This is a genomic window from Enterobacter cloacae complex sp. HYC033_NIDB, from assembly GCF_056673335.1.
In genome coordinates, this window is record NZ_CP115123.1 from 544,575 (window position 1) to 564,666 (window position 20,092).

Below are 20,092 nucleotides of genomic sequence, written 5' to 3' on the forward strand. Positions count from 1 at the left end.
GTTATGTCTTATTTACTTGAAATGAAAAGCATCACCAAAGCCTTCGGGGCGGTGAAAGCAGTCGATAACGTAAGCCTGCGGCTGAATCCCGGCGAAGTGATGTCGCTGTGCGGCGAAAATGGCTCGGGAAAATCCACGCTGATGAAAGTGTTGTGCGGGATCTACCCGCACGGCAGCTACGAGGGCGAAATCGTTTTTGCCGGTGAGGTGCTCCAGGCCACGCACATTCGCGACACCGAACGTAAAGGCATCGCTATCATTCACCAGGAGCTGGCGCTGGTGAAGCACCTTACCGTGCTGGAAAATATCTTTCTCGGTGCCGAACTCTCACGCCACGGCGTACTGGATTACGACACCATGACGCTGCGCTGCGAAAAACTGCTGGCTCAGGTGAGCCTGGCTATCTCACCGGATACGCGCGTGGGCGACTTAGGTTTAGGCCAGCAGCAGCTGGTGGAGATCGCCAAGGCGCTGAACAAACAGGTGCGCCTGCTGATCCTCGACGAACCAACCGCCTCACTCACCGAACAGGAAACCGCCGTACTGCTCAATATCATCCGCGATCTGCAAAACCACGGTATCGCCTGCATCTATATTTCGCACAAGCTCAATGAGGTGAAAGCCATTTCCGACACCATCTGCGTCATCCGCGACGGGCAGCATATCGGCACGCGTGAAGCAGAAGGCATGAGCGAGGATGACATCATCACCATGATGGTGGGTCGCGAACTCACCGCGCTGTATCCCAACGAACCGCACACCATCGGCGAAGAGCTCCTGCGCGTGGAAAACCTGACGGCGTGGCATCCCGTTAACCGCCATATCAAGCGCGTGGATAACCTCTCCTTCTCGCTGCACCGCGGCGAAATTCTCGGCATTGCGGGTTTAGTGGGTGCGGGAAGAACCGAGGCCGTGCAGTGTCTCTTTGGGGTCTGGCCGGGGCGCTGGGAAGGCAAAATTTATATCGACGGTCAGCCGGTAAAAATCGACAACTGCCAGCAGGCTATTGCTAAGGGCATTGCCATGGTGCCAGAAGACCGCAAAAAAGACGGCATCGTGCCGGTAATGGCGGTGGGAAAAAATATCACGCTGGCGGCGCTCAGCCAGTTTTCCGGCGCGCTGAGCAGCCTGGATGATGCCGCAGAACAGCAGTGTATTCTCCAGTCGCTTGCCCGGCTTAAGGTGAAAACCTCCTCGCCGGAGCTGGCGATAGGACGCTTGAGCGGCGGCAACCAGCAGAAAGCGATTCTGGCGCGCTGCCTGCTGCTTAATCCGCGCATTTTAATTCTTGACGAACCCACCCGCGGGATCGATATCGGCGCGAAGTATGAAATCTACAAGTTGATCAACCAGCTTGTACAGCAAGGGATTGCCGTCATTGTTATCTCGTCCGAATTGCCTGAAGTGCTGGGGCTGAGCGACCGCGTGCTGGTCATGCATGAAGGGAAACTCAAAGCCAACCTGAACAACCAGAACCTGACGCAAGAGCAGGTGATGGAAGCTGCCTTAAGGAGCGAACGCCATGTCGAAAAGCAACCCGTCTGATATTAAAGTCGCTGTTCCGACGCCCGGTGCGTTCGCAGGACTTAAATCGCTGAATCTGCAAGTTTTTGTAATGATTGCCGCCATTATCGTGATCATGTTGTTCTTTACCTGGATGACCGATGGCTCCTATTTGAGCGCACGTAACGTCTCTAACCTGCTGCGTCAGACCGCCATCACCGGGATCCTGGCGGTGGGGATGGTCTTTGTGATTATCTCAGCGGAAATTGACCTGTCGGTAGGGTCGATGATGGGTCTGCTCGGCGGCGTGGCGGCAATTTTTGACGTCTGGCTCGGCTGGCCGCTGCCGCTGACGATTGCGGTTACGCTGGTACTGGGTCTGCTGCTGGGGGCGTGGAATGGCTGGTGGGTGGCTTACCGTAAAGTCCCGTCGTTCATCGTCACCTTAGCGGGAATGCTGGCCTTCCGCGGCATTCTGATTGGGATCACCAACGGCACCACCGTCTCCCCGACCAGCGCCTCAATGTCCCAGATTGGCCAAAGCTACCTCTCTGATGGCGTCGGTTTTACGATCGGCGTGGTTGGGCTGATGGCGTTTGTCGGGTGGCAATGGCGAGGACGCATGCGTCGCCAGGCGCTGGGGCTGGCCTCGCCTGCCTCAACCTCGGTTGTCGGCCGTCAGGCGCTTACTGCGGTGATTGTGCTGGGCGCCATCTGGCTGTTAAACGATTATCGCGGCGTCCCAACGCCCGTTCTGCTGCTGGCGCTGTTGCTGTTAGGTGGAATGTTTATGGCCACACGTACCGCATTCGGTCGCCGTATTTATGCCATCGGCGGCAATCTGGAAGCCGCGCGTTTATCTGGTATCAACGTAGAACGCACCAAACTCGCCGTCTTTGCCATCAACGGCCTGATGGTGGCCATCGCGGGGCTGATCCTCAGTTCGCGACTGGGGGCGGGCTCCCCGTCTGCGGGTAATATTGCCGAGCTGGACGCCATCGCCGCCTGCGTGATTGGCGGGACCAGCCTCGCCGGGGGCATTGGCAGCGTGGCGGGGGCGGTGATGGGCGCATTTATTATGGCTTCGCTGGATAACGGGATGAGTATGATGGACGTGCCGACGTTTTGGCAGTATATCGTCAAGGGTGCCATTCTTTTGCTGGCAGTCTGGATGGACTCTGCCACCAAGCGGCGCGCCTGATAACACTATCGTGACTAATTTGGGAAATGAGCCATGTTTGAAAAGCGTCACCGCATTACGTTGTTATTCAATGCCAATAAAGCCTATGACCGGCAGGTGGTTGAAGGGGTTGGCGAATATTTGCAGGCGTCGCAATCCGAATGGGATATTTTCATCGAAGAAGATTTTCGTACCCGTCTGGAGAACATCAAAGACTGGCTGGGAGACGGGGTCATCGCTGACTTTGACGACCCCGTGATTGAACAGTTGCTGAGTGGCGTCGACGTGCCTATCGTGGGCGTTGGCGGCTCTTACCATACACCGGAACATTACCCCCCCGTTCACTACATCGCCACGGATAACCATGCTCTGGTCGAGACCGCCTTCCTCCATTTAAAGGAGAAAGGCGTACATCGTTTTGCGTTTTACGGATTGCCCGCCACCAGCGGAAAGCGCTGGGCGATGGAGCGTGAATATGCCTTCTGCCAGCTGGTTGCCCAGGAGAAGTATCGCGGCGTCGTTTATCAGGGGCTGGAAACCGCGCCAGAAAACTGGCAGCACGCACAAAATCGCCTGGCTGACTGGCTGCAAACGCTGCCGCCCCAGACAGGGATTATCGCCGTGACGGACGCCCGCGCCCGCCACGTATTACAGGTGTGCGAACATTTGCATATTCCGGTGCCTGAAAAGCTGTGCGTGATTGGTATTGATAACGAAGAGCTTACGCGCTATCTGTCGCGCGTGGCGCTCTCATCCGTGGCTCAGGGTACCCGTCAGATGGGCTATCAGGCCGCAAAGCTGCTGCACAGACTGTTAGACAACGAATCCCTGCCGCTCCAGCGTCTGCTGGTTCCGCCCGTTCGCGTGGTCGAGCGTCGCTCAACTGACTACCGCTCCTTAAACGATCCGGCCGTGATTCAGGCGATGCACTACATTCGCAATCATGCCTGCAAAGGGATTAAGGTCGATCAGGTGCTCGATTCGGTCGGCATTTCACGTTCGAATCTGGAGAAGCGGTTCAAAGAGGAAGTCGGTGAGACGATTCACGCCGTGATCCATGCGGAAAAGCTGGAGAAAGCGCGCAGTCTGCTGATCTCCACCTCGCTGTCGATCAACGAGATTTCACAGATGTGCGGCTATCCGTCGCTTCAGTATTTCTATTCGGTGTTCAGAAAAGAGTATGACACCACGCCGAAGGAGTACCGGGAACGGTACAGTGAAGTCCTGCTCTAGAAAAAAGAACGCCTTCCAGTGGAAGGCCTTTTTCATTACATATGTGCGGCAATCAGACGCTGGTTATCCTGGTACATGGAGAACAGGTAATTGTTATAACGCTGTCCCTGAGTGGAATAACCTTTCAGCTTGTGGATCATCGCCGTAGCCGTTACTTCCTGATCCGCCTTACGCAGCTGAGCGCGTGACTTACGGAACGAGGAGTAGGCCGGGTGGGTGTTCAGGTTCACCACATAGGCATTCACGGAATCTTTCACCGATTCAAACTGTGAATAGCCTTTCACCTTGCCGGGTGCATTAGTACAACGACCTTTTGCGCATTTCATGCCAAACAGATTGTTGTTGTTGCGCGCCAGCTTCGAGGTGCCCCAACCGCTTTCGGCGGCGGCCATTGTCGCGACCATACTGCCTGGAATAATGTCCACACGCTCTAACAGAGTGTTCCACGGCACACGACGCGTGTTCCCGCTCCACTTCACTTTATAGCGTTTGGCGATGTCTTTCAGGCGAGTGCGCTCAGACGGCGACCAGCGGCTATCGTACTGTTTGGAGATCAGCCAGTTACGATCCGCAGTAATCGCGGCATTTTGACTTTTAATGTAAGGCATTACCGTCCGGAGAAACGCTTTTTTCCTTGGTGTCCCGGAAGGGTATTTTCGCAAATCAGGAAGTGAACTACTCTTTGCACTATTGCGAGAATACTCTTGTTTACTGCTAACCTTACTGCTTGTCGTCTTTATTACGTGGGCTTTCTTACTCGTTGTATCCGCGTGCGTCTTTGCAAGCACCTCACCTGAAAATGCCATGGTGAGTAACATGAGTATCGCGGCCCCATATCGTCGAATGGGAGTCGATATCATTAGGTCTCCTGGTCGGATATAAACATTCCAACACCTTATTTTCTTCAAAAATTTGAGAGCGGAATCTCAAATCATACCAAAAATAGTCCTCAAGAGCACGTATACAAATAGTCCAATTCCGAAACTATGTCATCCGGAACATGCTCATTAAATCACCAGCACTGGAAAAATGTGCGCGATATCGCAGATAACTGCCTAATTTTGCGCGGGATCACTCATCCCTTCGCGTCCTCCTGGCAGAAAGCCTCAGAGGAGGAGTTTTTCCCCTGAGCCGAGTGGCACACTGGTCAAAAATGCCGCGACAGGAAAATGGAATGAAACGCACTGCATTAGCTGTTCTGATGTTACCCGCATTCGCGCATGCCGACTGGTCATCGCCGGAATTTAACGCGTTTAGCGCTGAAGGTACCGGCGTCTTTACCAGCCAGGCAACGCTTGCGAAGGGTACCCGCCCGCTGACGTTGAGTCTTGATAACGCGTGCTGGCAGCCGACAGGTGCCATTAAACTCAACGAGATGCTGTCGCTCAAACCCTGCGAAGGGACCCCACCGCAGTGGCGGTTATTCCGTGACGGCGTTTATCAGATGCGTATTGATACGCGCTCGGGAACGCCGACGCTGATGTTGACGGTACAAAGTGCGGCGCCACAGCCTGTCGCAAACGTTACCCGCCAGTGCCCGAAGTGGGACGGCAAACCGCTCACGATCGATGTCGTTAACACCTTTCCGGAAGGCACGGTGGTGCGTGATTTTTACAGCAAACAGACCGCGACCGTTCAAAACGGCAAAGTAATTCTTCAGCCAGCCGCCAACAGCAATGGCCTGCTGCTGCTTGAGCGCGCCGAGACGGACAAACCCGCGCCATTCAGCTGGCAAAACGCCACCGTCTATTTCGTGCTGACCGATCGCTTCGTAAATGGCGACCCCACCAACGACAACAGCTATGGCCGCCATAAAGACGGTATGCAGGAGATTGGTACTTTCCACGGCGGCGATCTGAAAGGGCTTACCAGCAAACTGGATTACCTTCAGCAACTGGGCGTGAATGCGCTCTGGATAAGTTCACCGCTGGAGCAAATCCACGGCTGGGTTGGCGGCGGCACCAAAGGGGATTTCCCCCACTACGCCTATCACGGCTATTACACTCAGGACTGGACGAAACTCGACGCCAACATGGGCAGCGAAGATGATTTACGCCAGCTTGTCGACGACGCGCACAGGCGCGGTATCCGCGTCCTGTTTGACATTGTCATGAACCACGCGGGTTATGCGACGCTTGCAGATATGCAGGAGTATCAGTTTGGCGCGCTCTATTTGCAGGGCGATGAGCTGAAAAAAACCCTCGGCGAGCGCTGGACTGACTGGAAGCCAGGCGCCGGTCAAAGCTGGCACAGCTTCAACGATTACATCAACTTCAGTGACAAAGCCGCATGGGAAAAATGGTGGGGTAAAAAATGGATCCGTACCGATATCGGTGATTATGACAACCCGGGCTTTGACGATCTGACCATGTCGCTGGCCTTCCTGCCGGATCTGAAAACGGAATCTAAGATCCCGTCAGGTTTGCCGAACTTTTATCAACACAAGCCCGACACCAACGCGAAAGTGATGACGAATTTCACGCCGCGAGATTACCTGACCCACTGGCTCAGCCAGTGGGTACGTGACTACGGCATCGACGGCTTCCGGGTCGATACCGCTAAGCACGTTGAGCCTGAAGCCTGGCAGCAACTGAAAAACCAGGCCAGCCAGGCGCTGGCCGCGTGGAAAGCCGCCAACCCGGACAAAAAACTCGACAATGCGCCATTCTGGATGACCGGTGAATCCTGGGGCCACGGCGTGATGCAGAGCGATTATTACCGCCACGGTTTCGATGCGATGATCAACTTTGACTATCAGGAGCAGGCGGCGAAAGCGGTGGACTGTCTGGCCGATATGGATTTGACCTGGCAGCAAATGGCAGAAAAGCTGCAAAGTTTTAATGTGCTGAGCTATCTCTCCTCCCATGATACGCGTCTGTTCCGTGAAGGGGGCCAGCGCGCCGCTGAGTTACTGCTGCTGGCACCGGGAAGCGTCCAGATCTATTACGGCGATGAATCAGAGCGTCCATTCGGCCCGACGGGCTCCGATCCGCTACAGGGAACCCGTTCGGATATGAACTGGCAGGACGTCACGGGTAAACAGGCGTTAACTGTCGCCCACTGGCAGCTTCTGGGGCAGTTCCGCGCCCGTCATCCGGCGGTGGGTGAAGGCAAGCAAACAACGCTGTCAATGAAAGAGGGCTACGGCTTTGTGCGCGAGCACAAGGGCGATAAGGTGATGGTGGTGTGGGCGGGTAATCAATAGACCCCCTCACCCTAACCCTCTCCTCAGGGGGAGAGGGGCATTCACCAGAACAATTCACCACACAAATACAAACCTACCACATAAAACAACAAATCCGACCACATTCGCCGATTTGCACCAACACGGTGCTGGCGTTATGGTTACTGCCTTTCATATTAAGCCCGACAGATCACCTGCTATGACGTTTTCACTATTCGGCGACAAATTTACCCGCCATTCAGGCATTACCCGCCTGATGGAGGACCTCAACGACGGGCTGCGCACCCCAGGCGCTATCATGCTTGGTGGCGGAAACCCGGCTCAAATTCCGGAGATGAACACCTACTTCCAGACGCTGCTGGCAGAGATGCTGGAAAACGGTAAAGCAACCGATGCGCTATGTAATTACGACGGCCCTCAGGGTAAAACAGAACTACTGACGCTTCTGGCGGCAATGCTGCGGGAAGCGCTGGGTTGGGATATCGAACCACAGAATATTGCACTGACAAACGGCAGTCAGAGCGCGTTTTTCTACTTATTCAATCTGTTCGCCGGACGCCGCGCCGACGGCACCACGAAAAAAGTGCTGTTCCCGCTGGCACCGGAGTATATCGGCTATGCCGATGCCGGCCTCGAAGAAGACCTGTTTGTTTCCGCACGTCCGAATATCGAGTTGCTGCCAGAGGGCCAGTTCAAATATCACGTCGATTTTGAACATCTGCATATCGGTGAAGAGACGGGCATGATCTGCGTATCACGTCCCACCAACCCGACGGGCAACGTGATCACCGACGACGAGCTGATGAAGCTGGATGCGCTGGCGAATCAGCACGGCATCCCGCTGGTGATCGATAACGCCTATGGCGTACCGTTCCCGGGGATCATCTTCAGCGAAGCGCGTCCGCTATGGAACCCGAACATCATCCTCTGCATGAGCCTCTCCAAGCTGGGCCTGCCGGGCAGCCGTTGCGGCATTATCATTGCTAACGAGAAAATCATCACCGCCATTACCAATATGAACGGCATTATCAGCCTTTCCCCTGGCGGCATCGGCCCGGCGATGATGTGCGAGATGATCAGGCGTAACGACCTGCTGCGCCTGTCGAATGAGGTGATTAAGCCGTTTTACTCTCAGCGCGTTCAGGAAACCATCGCCATCCTTCGCCGCTACTTACCGGAAGAACGCTGCCTGATCCATAAACCGGAAGGGGCAATTTTCCTGTGGCTGTGGTTTAAGGATCTGCCCATTACGACAGAGCTGCTTTATCAGCGTCTGAAAAAACGTGGCGTACTGATGGTGCCAGGGGATTACTTCTTCCCGGGGCTGGATAAGCCGTGGCCGCACACGCACCAGTGCATGCGCATGAACTACGTCCCGGACCCGGAAAAAATCGAAGCGGGTGTGAAAATTCTCGCCGAAGAGATTGAGAACGCCTGGCGCGAAGCCGGTTAATAAAACCTCAGGCCAGATTACGCAGCCGTTCCGCGCGTAATCTGGCGGGGTCTATGCAGCGCAGCGCGTGGGTGGGACAGGCTTCGACGCAGGCGGGACCGCCCTCGCGATGCGCGCACAAATCACATTTCAGCGCCTGAACGCGATCTTCCACGACCCGAACCTGCATTGCCCCGAACGGGCACGCCACCATACAGCTTTTGCAGCCGATACAGCGAGCCTGCTCAACGAGCCAGGCTCCCGCAGCACGGTGAATGGCCCCCGTCGGGCAGACATTCGCGCAGGGCGCATCTTCACACTGGTGGCAGCCCACGGCCGTGGTGAAGGTACCCCCCTTAACCACGCGGATCCGTGACGTAAGCGCTTCTGGCGTGGCGCTGCTTTGATGCGACATCATGCACGCCACCTCACAGGTGCGGCACCCGATACATTTTTCAGGATCCGCCAGGATAAATTGGTTCATCAGTTACGCCTCGCGCACGTTAAACCCCAGTTCTTTCGAGATAGCTTCCGCCGTGTCACGCAGCGGTTTTAACAAGTTTTTCTCACCCACCTGCTTCATGCGCGACGTCGACAGCGAAATGGAGATGGCATAGGGCACGCGCCCGTGAATATCAAAGACCGGCACGGCGATACATGACACACCCAGCTCGTTCTCTTCTTTATCCATCGCCATACTGTGATCGCGAATTTCCGCCAGCTCATCATACATCGCGCTCAGTTCGGTGATGGTGTTACGGGTCAAAGGTTGGATCTGTTCCTTGTGGCTTTCCCAGTAGCTCGCCACGTAATCCTGATGACCAAACGCCATATAGATTTTGCCCATCGCAGAACAATAGAGCGGCATATGCTGGCCGATATATGCGCGCGTGCGCAGCATACCGGTTGTCGGCTCAAGCTTATAAATCAGGATCGCGTGATCATCTTCACGGCTGGAGAAGTTGACCGTTTCGCCGGTGGCAATGTTCAGCGCCTCGAGGTGCGGCGCCGCCACGTGAATAATATTGAGCGATGAAAGCGCCTTTTGCCCGATGGCGATAAATTTGGTGGTCAGACGATAGCTCCCTGCCGCCGGCGCCGGCGTCACGTACCCGCACGACTGCAACCCCTGCAATAACCGGTGCACGGTGCTTTTATTCAGCCCCGCCAGTTCTGATAAATGCGCAAGCGGACACCCGTTCGGATAGTTACTGAGGATTTCAATCAGCATCAGGCCGCGAAACAAGCTCTGGCTACCTGCTGGCCTCTCTTTTTCTTGCGTCATTTCGCTCTCTTTTATGCTCATCAAATGGCTCCTGTTTATCGCGCCCTGATGGTAGCGCAAAGTGTGGTTTAGTTCACGATCTCAACAGAAAAAACACAACCATTTGATTTTAATCGATTTTGAAAAACGTGAATGTCGTTGATCTGACAAAATTTGATCGCTATATTTGAAATCAGATTTCGTATAGTGAAATTTAGCGATAAAAAAGCACTCGCACTTGCCCCTAAAAAAACAGGAGAACAGGGATGAAAGTGACCTTCGAAGAGTTGAAAGCGGCGTTCAATCGGGTTCTGCTCGATCGCGGTGTAAAAGCGGATACCGCAGACGCCTGCGCCGAGATGTTCGCCCGCACCACGGAGTCCGGCGTTTATTCACACGGCGTCAACCGCTTCCCGCGATTTATTCAGCAGCTTGACGCAGGCGACATCATCCCTGACGCCCAGCCGAAACGCGTAACGACATTAGGTGCCATCGAACAGTGGGATGCCCAGCGTTCCATCGGCAACCTGACGGCGAAGAAGATGATGGACCGTGCTACCGAGCTGGCGTCCGATCACGGGATCGGCCTGGTGGCGCTGCGTAACGCTAACCACTGGATGCGCGGCGGCAGCTACGGCTGGCAGGCGGCGGAGAAAGGCTATATCGGCATCTGCTGGACCAACTCTATTGCCGTGATGCCCGCGTGGGGATCAAAAGAATGCTGCATCGGCACAAACCCGCTGATCGTCGCTATCCCGTCGAATCCAATCACCATGGTCGATATGTCGATGTCGATGTTCTCCTACGGCATGCTGGAGGTAAATCGCCTGGCCGGACGCGAATTACCGGTAGACGGCGGCTTTGACGATGAAGGTAATCTGACCAGAGAGCCGGGCGTGATTGAGAAAAACCGTCGCATTCTGCCCATGGGCTACTGGAAAGGTTCCGGCTTATCGATTGTGCTCGACATGATCGCCACCCTGCTCTCTGACGGCGCGTCCGTTGCAGAAGTGACCCAGGACAACAGCGACGAATACGGCGTATCGCAGATCTTTATCGCCATCGAAGTGGATCGCCTGATCGACGGTCCAACCCGCGATGCCAAACTACAGCGCATCATGGACTTCATCACCACCGCAGAACGCGCTGATGAAAATGTCGCCGTCCGTCTGCCAGGCCATGAGTTCACACGCCTGCAGGAGGAGAATCGCCGCAACGGCATCACGGTTGACGACAGCGTGTGGGCGAAAATCCAGTCTCTGTAAGGAGTGGGTCATGATATTCGGACATATTGCACAGCCAAATCCATGTCGCCTGCCGCTGGCGATAGAAAAGGCGCTTAATTTTCTGCGTACCACGGATTTCACCACCCTGGCGCCGGGCGTGATCGAAATTGAAGGCCGCAACATTTTTGCCCAGGTTCTCGACCTCACCACAAGGGAACAACACGAGAACCGCCCTGAAGTCCATCGCCGCTATCTGGATATCCAGTTTCTGGCCTGGGGCGAAGAAAAAATCGGTATTGCTATTGATACCGGGAATAACAAAATCAGCGAATCATTGCTGGAGCAACGGGATATTATTTTTTATCACGACAGCGAACATGAGTCATTTATCGAAATGATACCTGGCAGTTACGCCATATTTTTCCCGCAGGATGTTCACCGTCCTGCCTGTATTAAAAACAAGGGATCCGCAATTCGTAAAATTGTGGTGAAAGTGGCCATCAGCGAATTAGATTAATTTTCTGATAAATACAGGAATGCGAAATGACCAACACCGGTTTTATTATTGGTGCGTACCCCTGTGCACCCTCATTTCACCAGAAAGGGGAGCAGGAAGAATACGCCTTCTGGCGGGAACTTTCCGACACGCCAAATATTCGCGGGCTGGAACAACCTTGCCTTGAAAATCTCCATCCGTTTGGTGATGAATGGCTGTTTCGTCATACGCCGGGCGACTGGCAGATCGTTGTCACAGCCGTTATGGAAACCATGCGCCGCCGCGGCAGCAACGGCGCGTTTGGCCTGGCGTCCGCGGACGAAGAACAGCGTAAAGCGTGCATTGAATATTACCGCCATCTGCATCAAAAGATTGATGCCGTTAACACCCGCTTTCCCGGGAAAGTGATCGCTCTGGAAATGCAGGCCGCACCGCAGGCGGGTAATGATTCTGTCGAGCAAGCGACAGAAGCATTCTCCCGCTCGGTACGGGAAATCGCGAGCTGGGACTGGGGCTGCGATCTGGTGCTGGAACACTGTGATGCGATGAATGGCCCGGCGCCGCGTAAAGGGTTCTTGCCCTTAGAGCAGGTGCTGGAGGTAGTGAAAGAGACCGATATCAGCGTCTGTATCAACTGGGCACGTTCGGCCATCGAAGGTCGCAACACCGCCCTTCCGCTGGAACATGTTCAGGCGGCACTCGCTGCCGGGAAGCTGGGGGCGCTGATGTTTTCGGGCACGACCCCTCACGGTGAGTATGGAGAATGGCAGGATCTGCACGCGCCGTTTTCTTCGTTCTGCGCCGACAGTCTCATGTCCACTGAACATGTAAAAACGCTGTTTACTGCGGCGAGCGCCGCAACATTGAAATTCTCCGGTATTAAATTACTGGAAATAAATGCTAATGCTGACGTCAGCCATCGCATCGCTATTTTGCGCGACGGCATTAGCGCTATGAATAAAGCGTCACAATAAAAATAAAGAATACATTTTCCGGTTACCTTCAATGAGATATTAACTATGAATATTTCTTCTAATGCTCTACACGCGGACATTCCGCGCCAGCGCTGGCTAAGGATCATTCCCCCTATTCTTATCGCCTGCATTATTTCCTATATGGACCGCGTAAATATAGCTTTTGCGATGCCCGGCGGTATGGATGAAGAGCTGGGCATTTCCGCCACGATGGCGGGCCTGGCGGGAGGGATCTTTTTTATCGGCTATTTGTTCCTGCAAGTTCCCGGCGGCAAAATTGCCGTGCACGGCAGCGGTAAGAAGTTTATCGGCTGGTCGCTGGTTGCCTGGGCGGTGATCTCGGTTCTGACTGGGCTTGTGACCAACCAGTATCAGCTGCTGGTACTGCGCTTCTTACTCGGCGTGGCGGAAGGTGGGATGCTGCCCGTTGTGCTCACGATGATCAGTAACTGGTTCCCGGATGCCGAGCGCGGCCGCGCCAACGCGATTGTGATCATGTTCGTGCCCATCGCCGGGATCATCACCGCCCCGCTGTCGGGCTGGATTATTACCGCTCTCGACTGGCGCTGGCTGTTCATTATTGAAGGTCTGATGTCCGTTGTTGTGCTGGTGCTGTGGGCGTTCACCGTCTACGACCGACCGCAGGAAGCACGCTGGATCTCTGAGGCCGAGAAAAACTACCTGGTACAAACCCTGGCGGCAGAGCAGCAGGCCATTGCGGGTAAAGAGGTGAAAAACGCCTCGCTCAGCGCGGTGCTGTCTGACAAAACCATGTGGCAGCTGATCGCCCTCAACTTCTTCTACCAGACCGGCATTTACGGTTACACCCTCTGGCTGCCCACCATTCTGAAGGAGCTGACGCACACCAGCATCGGCCAGGTGGGGATGCTCGCCATTCTGCCTTACATCGGCGCCATTGCCGGCATGTTCCTGTTCTCTACGCTCTCTGACCGCACCGGCAAGCGCAAGCTGTTTGTCTCCCTGCCATTGATTGGCTTTGCGCTCTGCATGTTCCTCTCCGTGGCGCTGAAAGAGCACACCTGGCTGGCCTATGCCGCGCTGGTGGGCTGTGGCTTCTTCCTGCAATCCGCAGCGGGGGTGTTCTGGACCATACCGGCGCGTCTGTTCAGCGCTGAGATGGCGGGTGGCGCTCGCGGCGTGATTAATGCCCTGGGCAACCTCGGCGGGTTCTGCGGTCCTTATGCGGTAGGCGTACTGATCACCCTGTACAGCAAAGACGCAGGCGTTTACTGCCTGGCAGTTTCGCTGGCGCTGGCATCGCTGCTGGCCCTGCTGTTACCGGCGAAATGCGATGCCGGAGCAGAGCCCAACCCCACGGTGACTCCACATAAACGTGCGGCCTGAGGCCCTCACCTGACCCACTAAACCAAACCGTAGGCCGGGTAAGCGAAGCGCCACCCGGCAATTAAGCGAGAAGAAGATGAGTGAAAAAGAGCCCTTCTGGCTGGGTATCGATTGTGGCGGTACTTATCTGAAAGCCGGTTTATACAACAGCCAGGGCAAAGAAGTCTGTATTGAACGCCGCTCAGTGGCCACGCTCAGCCCCCGCGCCGGCTACGCCGAGCGGGATATGCACCAGCTCTGGCAGCACTGCCACAAAACTGTCGCCCTGCTGCTCAAAAATTCAGGCGCTGACGGCGGTCAGATCAAAGGCGTTGGCATTTCAGCCCAGGGCAAGGGGCTGTTTCTGCTCGATAAACAGGATCGCCCCTTGGGTAACGCCATTCTCTCCTCCGATCGCCGTGCGCTGGAGATCGTGCAACGCTGGCAGCAGGACGGAATACCCGAAAAGCTCTATCCGCATACTCGCCAGACGCTGTGGACGGGGCATCCGGCCTCACTCCTGCGCTGGGTTAAAGAGAACGAGCCGCAGCGGTATCAGCAAATTGGCAGCGTGATGATGGCGCACGATTACCTGCGCTGGTGTCTGACCGGGGTCAAAGGCTGCGAAGAGAGCAACATCTCGGAATCCAATCTCTACAACATGAATACCGGGCAGTACGATCCGCAGCTCACGCGCTGGCTCGGCATCAGCGACATTGACGGTGCCCTGCCGCCTATTATCGGTTCAGCAGAAATTTGCGGGGAAATCACCGCTCAGGCAGCCGCACTGACCGGTCTCACGGCGGGTACTCCCGTCGTTGGTGGACTGTTTGATGTGGTTTCCACCGCGATCTGCGCCGGGCTGCATGACGAACATACGCTGAATGCCGTAATGGGGACCTGGGCCGTAACCAGTGGGATTGCCCACGGCATCCGCGACAACGAGCCTTTCCCCTACGTCTATGGCCGCTACGTCCATCCGCAGCAGTTCATCGTTCATGAAGCCAGCCCCACGTCGTCCGGCAACCTGGAATGGCTGACGGCCCAATGGGGCGATATGTCATTCGATGAGATTAACCACGCCGTGGCCAGCCTGCCAAAAGCTGAAAGCGATGTGTTCTTCCTGCCTTTCCTCTACGGCAGCAACGCCGGGCTGGAGATGACCAGCGGCTTCTATGGCTTGCAGGCGCTGCATACCCGCGCGCACCTCCTCCAGGCGGTTTATGAAGGGGTGGTATTCAGCCACATGACCCACCTCAACCGTATGCTCGAACGCTTTCCCCACGTGCAGGCCCTGCGCGTGACGGGCGGCCCAACCCATTCGGACGTGTGGATGCAGATGCTCGCGGACGTCAGCGGCCTGGCGATTGAACTCCCGCAGGTGGAAGAGACCGGCTGTTCCGGTGCGGCGCTGGCCGCGCTCGTCGGTACAGGCCTCTATCCCGATTTTTACGCCGCTCAGCGCGCCCTCAGGCATGACATCCGGATGATTGAACCTGACATGCGTGCCCATGCCGCCTACCAGCGCAAATATCACCGTTACCAGCTACTGATTTCAGCATTACAGGGCTATCACGCCCGTGTTAAGGAGTACGACCTATGAGCCGACCATTATTGCAGCTGGCGCTCGACCACACCTCGCTTCAGGCCGCGCAGCGCGATGTCGCGACGCTTTCCGATCACGTCGACATCGTCGAAGCCGGCACCATTCTATGCCTGACCGAAGGGCTAAACGCCGTTCGCGCCCTGCGTGCGCAGTGCCCGGATAAAATTATCGTGGCGGACTGGAAAGTCGCCGATGCCGGAGAAACGCTGGCTGATCAGGCGTTTGGCGCAGGCGCAAACTGGATGACCATCATCTGTGCCGCCCCGCTGGCCACCGTTGAACGTGGCCACGAGGTCGCACTGCGCGGCGGCGGCGAGATCCAGATGGAGCTGTTTGGCAACTGGACGCTGGACGACGCGCGCGCGTGGCATCGCATCGGGGTGAAGCAGGCGATTTACCACCGCGGGCGCGACGCACAGGCCAGCGGCCAGCAGTGGGGTGAGGCGGATCTCAGCAAAATGAAGGCGCTGTCCGATATCGGTTTGCAGCTTTCTATAACTGGCGGTATCACCCCCGCTGACCTGTCGCTGTTTAAGCAGATCAACGTCAAAGCCTTCATCGCCGGGCGCGCGCTGGCAGGCGCCGATAATCCGCCGCAGGTGGCACAAGCATTCCATTCGCAAATCCGCGACATCTGGGGAGAGTAACCATGCGTCAGCATCCGTTAGGCATTTACGAAAAAGCGCTGCCAAAAGATCTCTCCTGGCCGGAGCGCCTGGTTCTGGCAAAAAGCTGCGGCTTCGATTTTGTGGAGATGTCGGTGGATGAGACCGACGAGCGTTTATCGCGCCTTGAATGGAGTACCACGCAGCGCGCCTCTCTTGTGGAAGCGATGCTGGAGACCGGCGTGGCCATCCCGTCGATGTGCTTGTCTGCCCATCGTCGCTTCCCGTTTGGCAGCCGCGATGAAATCGTGCGCGAACGCGCCCGCGAGATCATGACCAAAGCCATCCGGCTGGCCCGTGATTTGGGTATTCGCACCATCCAGCTTGCGGGTTATGACGTGTACTACGAGGAGCACGACGAGGGCACGCAACAGCGCTTTGCCGAAGGGCTGGCGTGGGCCGTAGAGCAGGCTGCCGCCGCGCAGGTAATGCTGGCGGTAGAGATCATGGACACTGCGTTTATGAACTCCATCAGCAAGTGGAAAAAGTGGGACGACATGCTCGCCTCGCCGTGGTTCAGCGTTTACCCGGACGTCGGCAACCTGAGCGCGTGGGGCAACGACGTCACCGCCGAGCTGACGCTGGGCATTGACCGCATCGCCGCTATCCACCTGAAAGATACCCGGCCCGTTACCGAGCAAAGCCCCGGACAGTTCCGCGACGTGCCGTTTGGCGAGGGCTGCGTCGATTTCGTTGGCGTGTTTAACACGCTGAATCAACTTAATTATCGCGGCGCATTTCTGATTGAAATGTGGACCGAGAAAGCCAAAGAGCCGGTGCTGGAGATCATCCAGGCGCGCCGCTGGATTGAAGCCCGAATGCAGGAAGGAGGCATGACATGTTAGAACAACTCAAAGCCGAGGTGCTGGCGGCAAATCTCGCCCTGCCCGCCCACCAGCTGGTGACGTTCACCTGGGGCAACGTCAGCGCGGTTGACCGTGCCAGCGGCATGATGGTGATCAAACCATCCGGCGTGGAGTACGACGTGATGAACGCAGAAGATATGGTGGTGGTAAATATCGCCACGGGTAAAGTGGTCGAGGGGAGTAAAAAGCCCTCCTCCGACACCCCGACCCATCTCGCGCTGTATCGTCGTTACCCGGAAATTGGCGGCATTGTGCATACCCATTCCCGCCACGCCACCATCTGGTCGCAGGCGGGGCAAGATTTACCCGCGTGGGGAACGACGCACGCGGACTATTTTTACGGTGCGATCCCCTGCACGCGGCTGATGACCCCCGCTGAAATCGCGGGTGAATATGAATACCAGACGGGGGAAGTCATTATCAAAACCTTCGAGGAGCGCGACATAAGCCCGATGCAGGTCCCGGCGGTGCTGGTACACTCTCACGGCCCGTTTGCCTGGGGCAAAGACGCTGCCGATGCGGTACACAATGCCGTGGTGCTGGAAGAGTGCGCCTATATGGGGCTTTTCTCGCGCCAGCTTGCACCTCAGCTTCCGGTTATGCAGCAGGAATTGCTGGATAAGCATTACCTGCGCAAGCATGGCGCAAATGCCTATTACGGCCAGTGATCATCCGGAATTAATATGCTCTTTACAGTACCGCCGTTTCCAGACGGCGGGCGTTAACCCGGTATGTTTTGAGAATATTTGCCGGAAATAACCCACGTCATTAAAACCGCACCGGGCGGCCACTTCAGTTAATGAGGCCGCATCGTTCAGCAGCAGTTTTTCAGCGGCCCTGACGCGCTGGCGGTGAATTGCCTCCGTCAGGGTTAAATGAAACGTCCGACGAAATACTCGCCCCAGGTAATCTGCGTTGCAGTGCAGTTCTTTCGCCAGCTGCGAAGTGGACAGGGGCAAATGAAAGTGCGTGCGGATAAGCTGCTTGGCCTTCCATGCCATTGCCGCGCCCGCATCATCCGCTTTATCTTCATATCCCGGCGAGAGCGATATCTGCTGCAAAATTAACAGCAAAATTATCTCCAGCGCCTGGCTACGCTGTAATTTTTCCTGCTCGCTTAAAAACTGACGGAATAACGCAATAACATATTGCGGATCCCGCACGCTACAGTGTTGCTCAATCGACAGCGGCGTCGCGCCTGGCAACACCGGCAAGCGTTCATCCACCTCAAAATGCAGCCAGTAAAATTTGAGATCGCCCGGAAAATCTTCCACGCCGACATGCCGCCGCTTCGGCCAAAGTAATAAACTCTCGCCAGCGTTTACCTCAAACAGCGTATTTTCCTCCTGGATCGTTAATGTCCCTTTTTCGACAAAAATTATCTCCCACGAAGATAATTTTCGTGCGGGATGACGGCCCACGCCCCGGGAGATAAATAACCCGCCATTTTGAACTCTAATCGGAAGTGCTATGGATAATTCAAGCATGGATATTCATTTTTCCGCTTTTTTGGTGGCTAATATTTTCTTTATCCCTTGATTATTAATAAATATCAGCAGAACGGCTCGATCAAACTCACAGTTTCACCATCAGGTCGGAATCGTCACCTTTTTATACTTTTCCCTTCCCTTGTTGGTCTGCCCGTTGAATGCAGAATAAATGGGGTACCTTGCACAAATACGATAAAAAATCGTTTATCGAGGAGTTACCCCATGACTTCCACACCGATTACAGACGCAGAAGTTGCAAAACAGGCAGCCGATGACCGGCTGTCAGTCCGCGAGAAAATTGGCTACGGCCTGGGCGACGCGGGCGGCACGGTAATTACCTGCCTGATCATGAACTTTCTGACCTTTTTCTATACCGATGTATTTGGCCTGACGCCCGCGCTGGTGGGCACGCTGTTTATTGCCCTTCGGGTATTTGACGCGATTTCCGATCCGGTGATGGGCGTGATTGCCGACCGCACGCAGAGCCGCTGGGGGCGTTTTCGTCCCTGGCAGCTGTGGGTCGCGCTTCCCATCGGGATCGTCGGCGTGCTGACCTTCACCGTCCCGGACGCCAGTATGGGCGTGAAAATCGCCTGGGCGTTCGGCACCTATCTGTTGCTTTCAGTGGGCTATACCGCCATCAACGTGCCATATTGCGCGCTGATCAACACCATGACCACCCGCCACAACGAGGTTATATCCTGCCAGTCCTGGCGCTTCGTACTGTGCGGCGTGGCGGGCTTTCTGGTCTCCGTTGGCCTGCCGTGGCTGGTGTCAGAGCTGGGACAGGGCAATACCGCCCGGGGTTATCAGCTGGGCGTCGGCGTGCTGTGCACCATCGCCGTGGTGATGTTCCTGTGCTGCTTCTTCTGGGTGCGCGAGCGCGTCCCGCTTGCGCTGATGGGTAAATTCACCCTGCGCGAGCACCTGGCGGGCCTGCGGAAAAACGATCAGCTGCTGCTGATGTTGGTGATGTCGTTTCTGCTGATCAACGTCTTCAACATTCGCGGCGGCGGATACATGTACTTCATCACCTACGTGCTTCAGGGCAGCACGGCGTACACCTCGCTGTTTTTCACCATGGTGACCTTTGCCGCTATTCTGGGCGCGGTGATCGTCAGTCCGCTGTCGCGGCGGATTGATACCGTCAAACTCTACTACTACACCAACCTGATACTCGCTGCGCTTGCGGTGGGAATGTGGTTCCTGCCGGGTGGCCCGGCGCACCAGACGCTCTGGTTGATCGTGATTTTAAGTAACGGCGTGATCCTGGGCTTCACCCTGCCGCTGCACTTCTCGCTGATGGCCTTTGCCGATGACTACGGCGAATGGAAAACCGGCGTGCGCTCATCGGGGATGAACTTCGCCTTCAATCTGTTTTTCATCAAGCTCGCGTGGGCATCCAGCGCTGGGATCATCAGCCTGGTGTTTATTGCCGTGGCCTATCAGCCAGGCGCAGGTAACCAGACACCCGCCTCATTGCAGGGCATCACCGCCATGGAGACGCTGCTTCCTGCCCTTTTCCACCTGCTGCTGGCGGTCGCTATCCGCTGGTGCAGGCTTAACAATCCCGTGATGTCGCGCATTGCCACCGATTTGCGCCAGCGTCATGTACAGTCCTGAGGAGAA

General features: G+C 55.9%; 18 protein-coding genes. 14 read left to right on the forward strand and 4 right to left on the reverse strand.

Features of this window, described 5'->3' with window-relative positions:
- Positions 1–3: 3 nt before the first annotated feature.
- The 3 genes from O1721_RS02645 to xylR are packed head-to-tail and all read left to right on the forward strand — an operon-like array spanning position 4 to position 3,916.
- Positions 4–1,545: a xylose ABC transporter ATP-binding protein gene (locus O1721_RS02645; RefSeq protein WP_015572746.1), complete on the forward strand. Its 1,542-nt coding sequence runs from the start codon at positions 4–6 to the stop codon at positions 1,543–1,545.
- Entirely contained in the window at positions 1,523–2,704 is a 1,182-nt protein-coding gene (gene xylH / locus O1721_RS02650; RefSeq protein ID WP_032649817.1) for a xylose ABC transporter permease XylH, read from the forward strand. The genes O1721_RS02645 and xylH overlap by 23 nt, the downstream gene beginning before the upstream one ends.
- A 33-nt stretch (positions 2,705–2,737) precedes the next feature.
- A complete protein-coding gene (xylR, locus tag O1721_RS02655) occupies positions 2,738–3,916 on the forward strand; it encodes a D-xylose utilization transcriptional activator XylR (RefSeq protein ID WP_003860152.1) in 1,179 nt (392 codons plus the stop codon).
- A gap of 35 nt (positions 3,917–3,951) precedes the next feature.
- On the opposite strand, the gene O1721_RS02660 is transcribed toward xylR, so the two are convergent.
- Positions 3,952–4,776, reverse strand: a complete 825-nt coding sequence (locus O1721_RS02660) for a protein bax (protein ID WP_023295596.1) — start codon at positions 4,774–4,776, stop codon at positions 3,952–3,954.
- 314 nt (positions 4,777–5,090) lie between these two features.
- Between O1721_RS02660 and O1721_RS02665 the strand changes: the two genes are divergently transcribed.
- Together O1721_RS02665 and avtA are read left to right on the forward strand one after the other, a co-directional pair.
- Entirely contained in the window at positions 5,091–7,121 is a 2,031-nt protein-coding gene (locus O1721_RS02665) for an alpha-amylase (RefSeq protein WP_023304609.1), read from the forward strand.
- Between the two features lie 178 nt (positions 7,122–7,299).
- On the forward strand, positions 7,300–8,553 hold the full coding sequence (avtA, locus tag O1721_RS02670) for a valine--pyruvate transaminase (RefSeq protein WP_015572749.1): 1,254 nt from the start codon (positions 7,300–7,302) through the stop codon (positions 8,551–8,553).
- A 7-nt stretch (positions 8,554–8,560) separates the two neighbouring features.
- Here avtA and O1721_RS02675 read toward each other — a convergent pair whose 3' ends face one another.
- Both O1721_RS02675 and yiaJ read right to left on the reverse strand, forming a co-directional pair.
- Complete coding sequence (locus O1721_RS02675) at positions 8,561–9,016, reverse strand: 4Fe-4S dicluster domain-containing protein (protein ID WP_032649820.1); 456 nt, start codon at positions 9,014–9,016, stop codon at positions 8,561–8,563.
- Between the two features lie 3 nt (positions 9,017–9,019).
- Positions 9,020–9,838 (reverse strand): IclR family transcriptional regulator YiaJ, encoded by an 819-nt coding sequence (yiaJ, locus tag O1721_RS02680; RefSeq protein ID WP_032649822.1) that lies wholly within the window; start codon positions 9,836–9,838, stop codon positions 9,020–9,022.
- Positions 9,839–10,062: 224 nt separating this feature from the next.
- Here yiaJ and yiaK point away from each other — a divergent pair, with 224 nt between their 5' ends.
- From yiaK to araD, 8 genes are all read left to right on the forward strand, one after another.
- The gene (yiaK, locus tag O1721_RS02685) at positions 10,063–11,061 is read left to right on the forward strand and encodes a 3-dehydro-L-gulonate 2-dehydrogenase (protein WP_032649824.1); all 999 of its coding nucleotides are present in this window, start codon (positions 10,063–10,065) and stop codon (positions 11,059–11,061) included.
- Between the two features lie 10 nt (positions 11,062–11,071).
- Positions 11,072–11,539 (forward strand): YhcH/YjgK/YiaL family protein, encoded by a 468-nt coding sequence (locus tag O1721_RS02690; protein WP_023304610.1) that lies wholly within the window; start codon positions 11,072–11,074, stop codon positions 11,537–11,539.
- Between the two features lie 26 nt (positions 11,540–11,565).
- Positions 11,566–12,492 (forward strand): DUF4862 family protein, encoded by a 927-nt coding sequence (locus O1721_RS02695; protein ID WP_015572754.1) that lies wholly within the window; start codon positions 11,566–11,568, stop codon positions 12,490–12,492.
- A gap of 45 nt (positions 12,493–12,537) precedes the next feature.
- Positions 12,538–13,857 (forward strand): MFS transporter, encoded by a 1,320-nt coding sequence (locus tag O1721_RS02700; protein ID WP_017693796.1) that lies wholly within the window; start codon positions 12,538–12,540, stop codon positions 13,855–13,857.
- Positions 13,858–13,933: 76 nt separating this feature from the next.
- Positions 13,934–15,439: an FGGY-family carbohydrate kinase gene (locus tag O1721_RS02705; protein WP_015572756.1), complete on the forward strand. Its 1,506-nt coding sequence runs from the start codon at positions 13,934–13,936 to the stop codon at positions 15,437–15,439.
- Positions 15,436–16,089 carry a 3-keto-L-gulonate-6-phosphate decarboxylase UlaD gene (ulaD, locus tag O1721_RS02710; protein ID WP_015572757.1) on the forward strand — a complete coding sequence of 218 codons (654 nt, stop codon included), beginning with the start codon at positions 15,436–15,438 and terminating at the stop codon, positions 16,087–16,089. The genes O1721_RS02705 and ulaD overlap by 4 nt, the downstream gene beginning before the upstream one ends.
- A gap of 2 nt (positions 16,090–16,091) precedes the next feature.
- Positions 16,092–16,952, forward strand: coding sequence for an L-ribulose-5-phosphate 3-epimerase (locus O1721_RS02715; RefSeq protein ID WP_017693794.1), 861 nt, complete (start codon positions 16,092–16,094; stop codon positions 16,950–16,952).
- Positions 16,946–17,641 (forward strand): L-ribulose-5-phosphate 4-epimerase, encoded by a 696-nt coding sequence (araD, locus tag O1721_RS02720; protein WP_032649826.1) that lies wholly within the window; start codon positions 16,946–16,948, stop codon positions 17,639–17,641. The genes O1721_RS02715 and araD overlap by 7 nt, the downstream gene beginning before the upstream one ends.
- Here the strand turns inward: araD and O1721_RS02725 are convergent, their stop codons facing one another.
- Positions 17,642–18,460 carry an AraC family transcriptional regulator gene (locus O1721_RS02725; RefSeq protein ID WP_032649828.1) on the reverse strand — a complete coding sequence of 273 codons (819 nt, stop codon included), beginning with the start codon at positions 18,458–18,460 and terminating at the stop codon, positions 17,642–17,644.
- Between the two features lie 225 nt (positions 18,461–18,685).
- Between O1721_RS02725 and O1721_RS02730 the strand changes: the two genes are divergently transcribed.
- Positions 18,686–20,086, forward strand: coding sequence for an MFS transporter (locus O1721_RS02730; RefSeq protein ID WP_017693791.1), 1,401 nt, complete (start codon positions 18,686–18,688; stop codon positions 20,084–20,086).
- Positions 20,087–20,092: the final 6 nt, after the last annotated feature.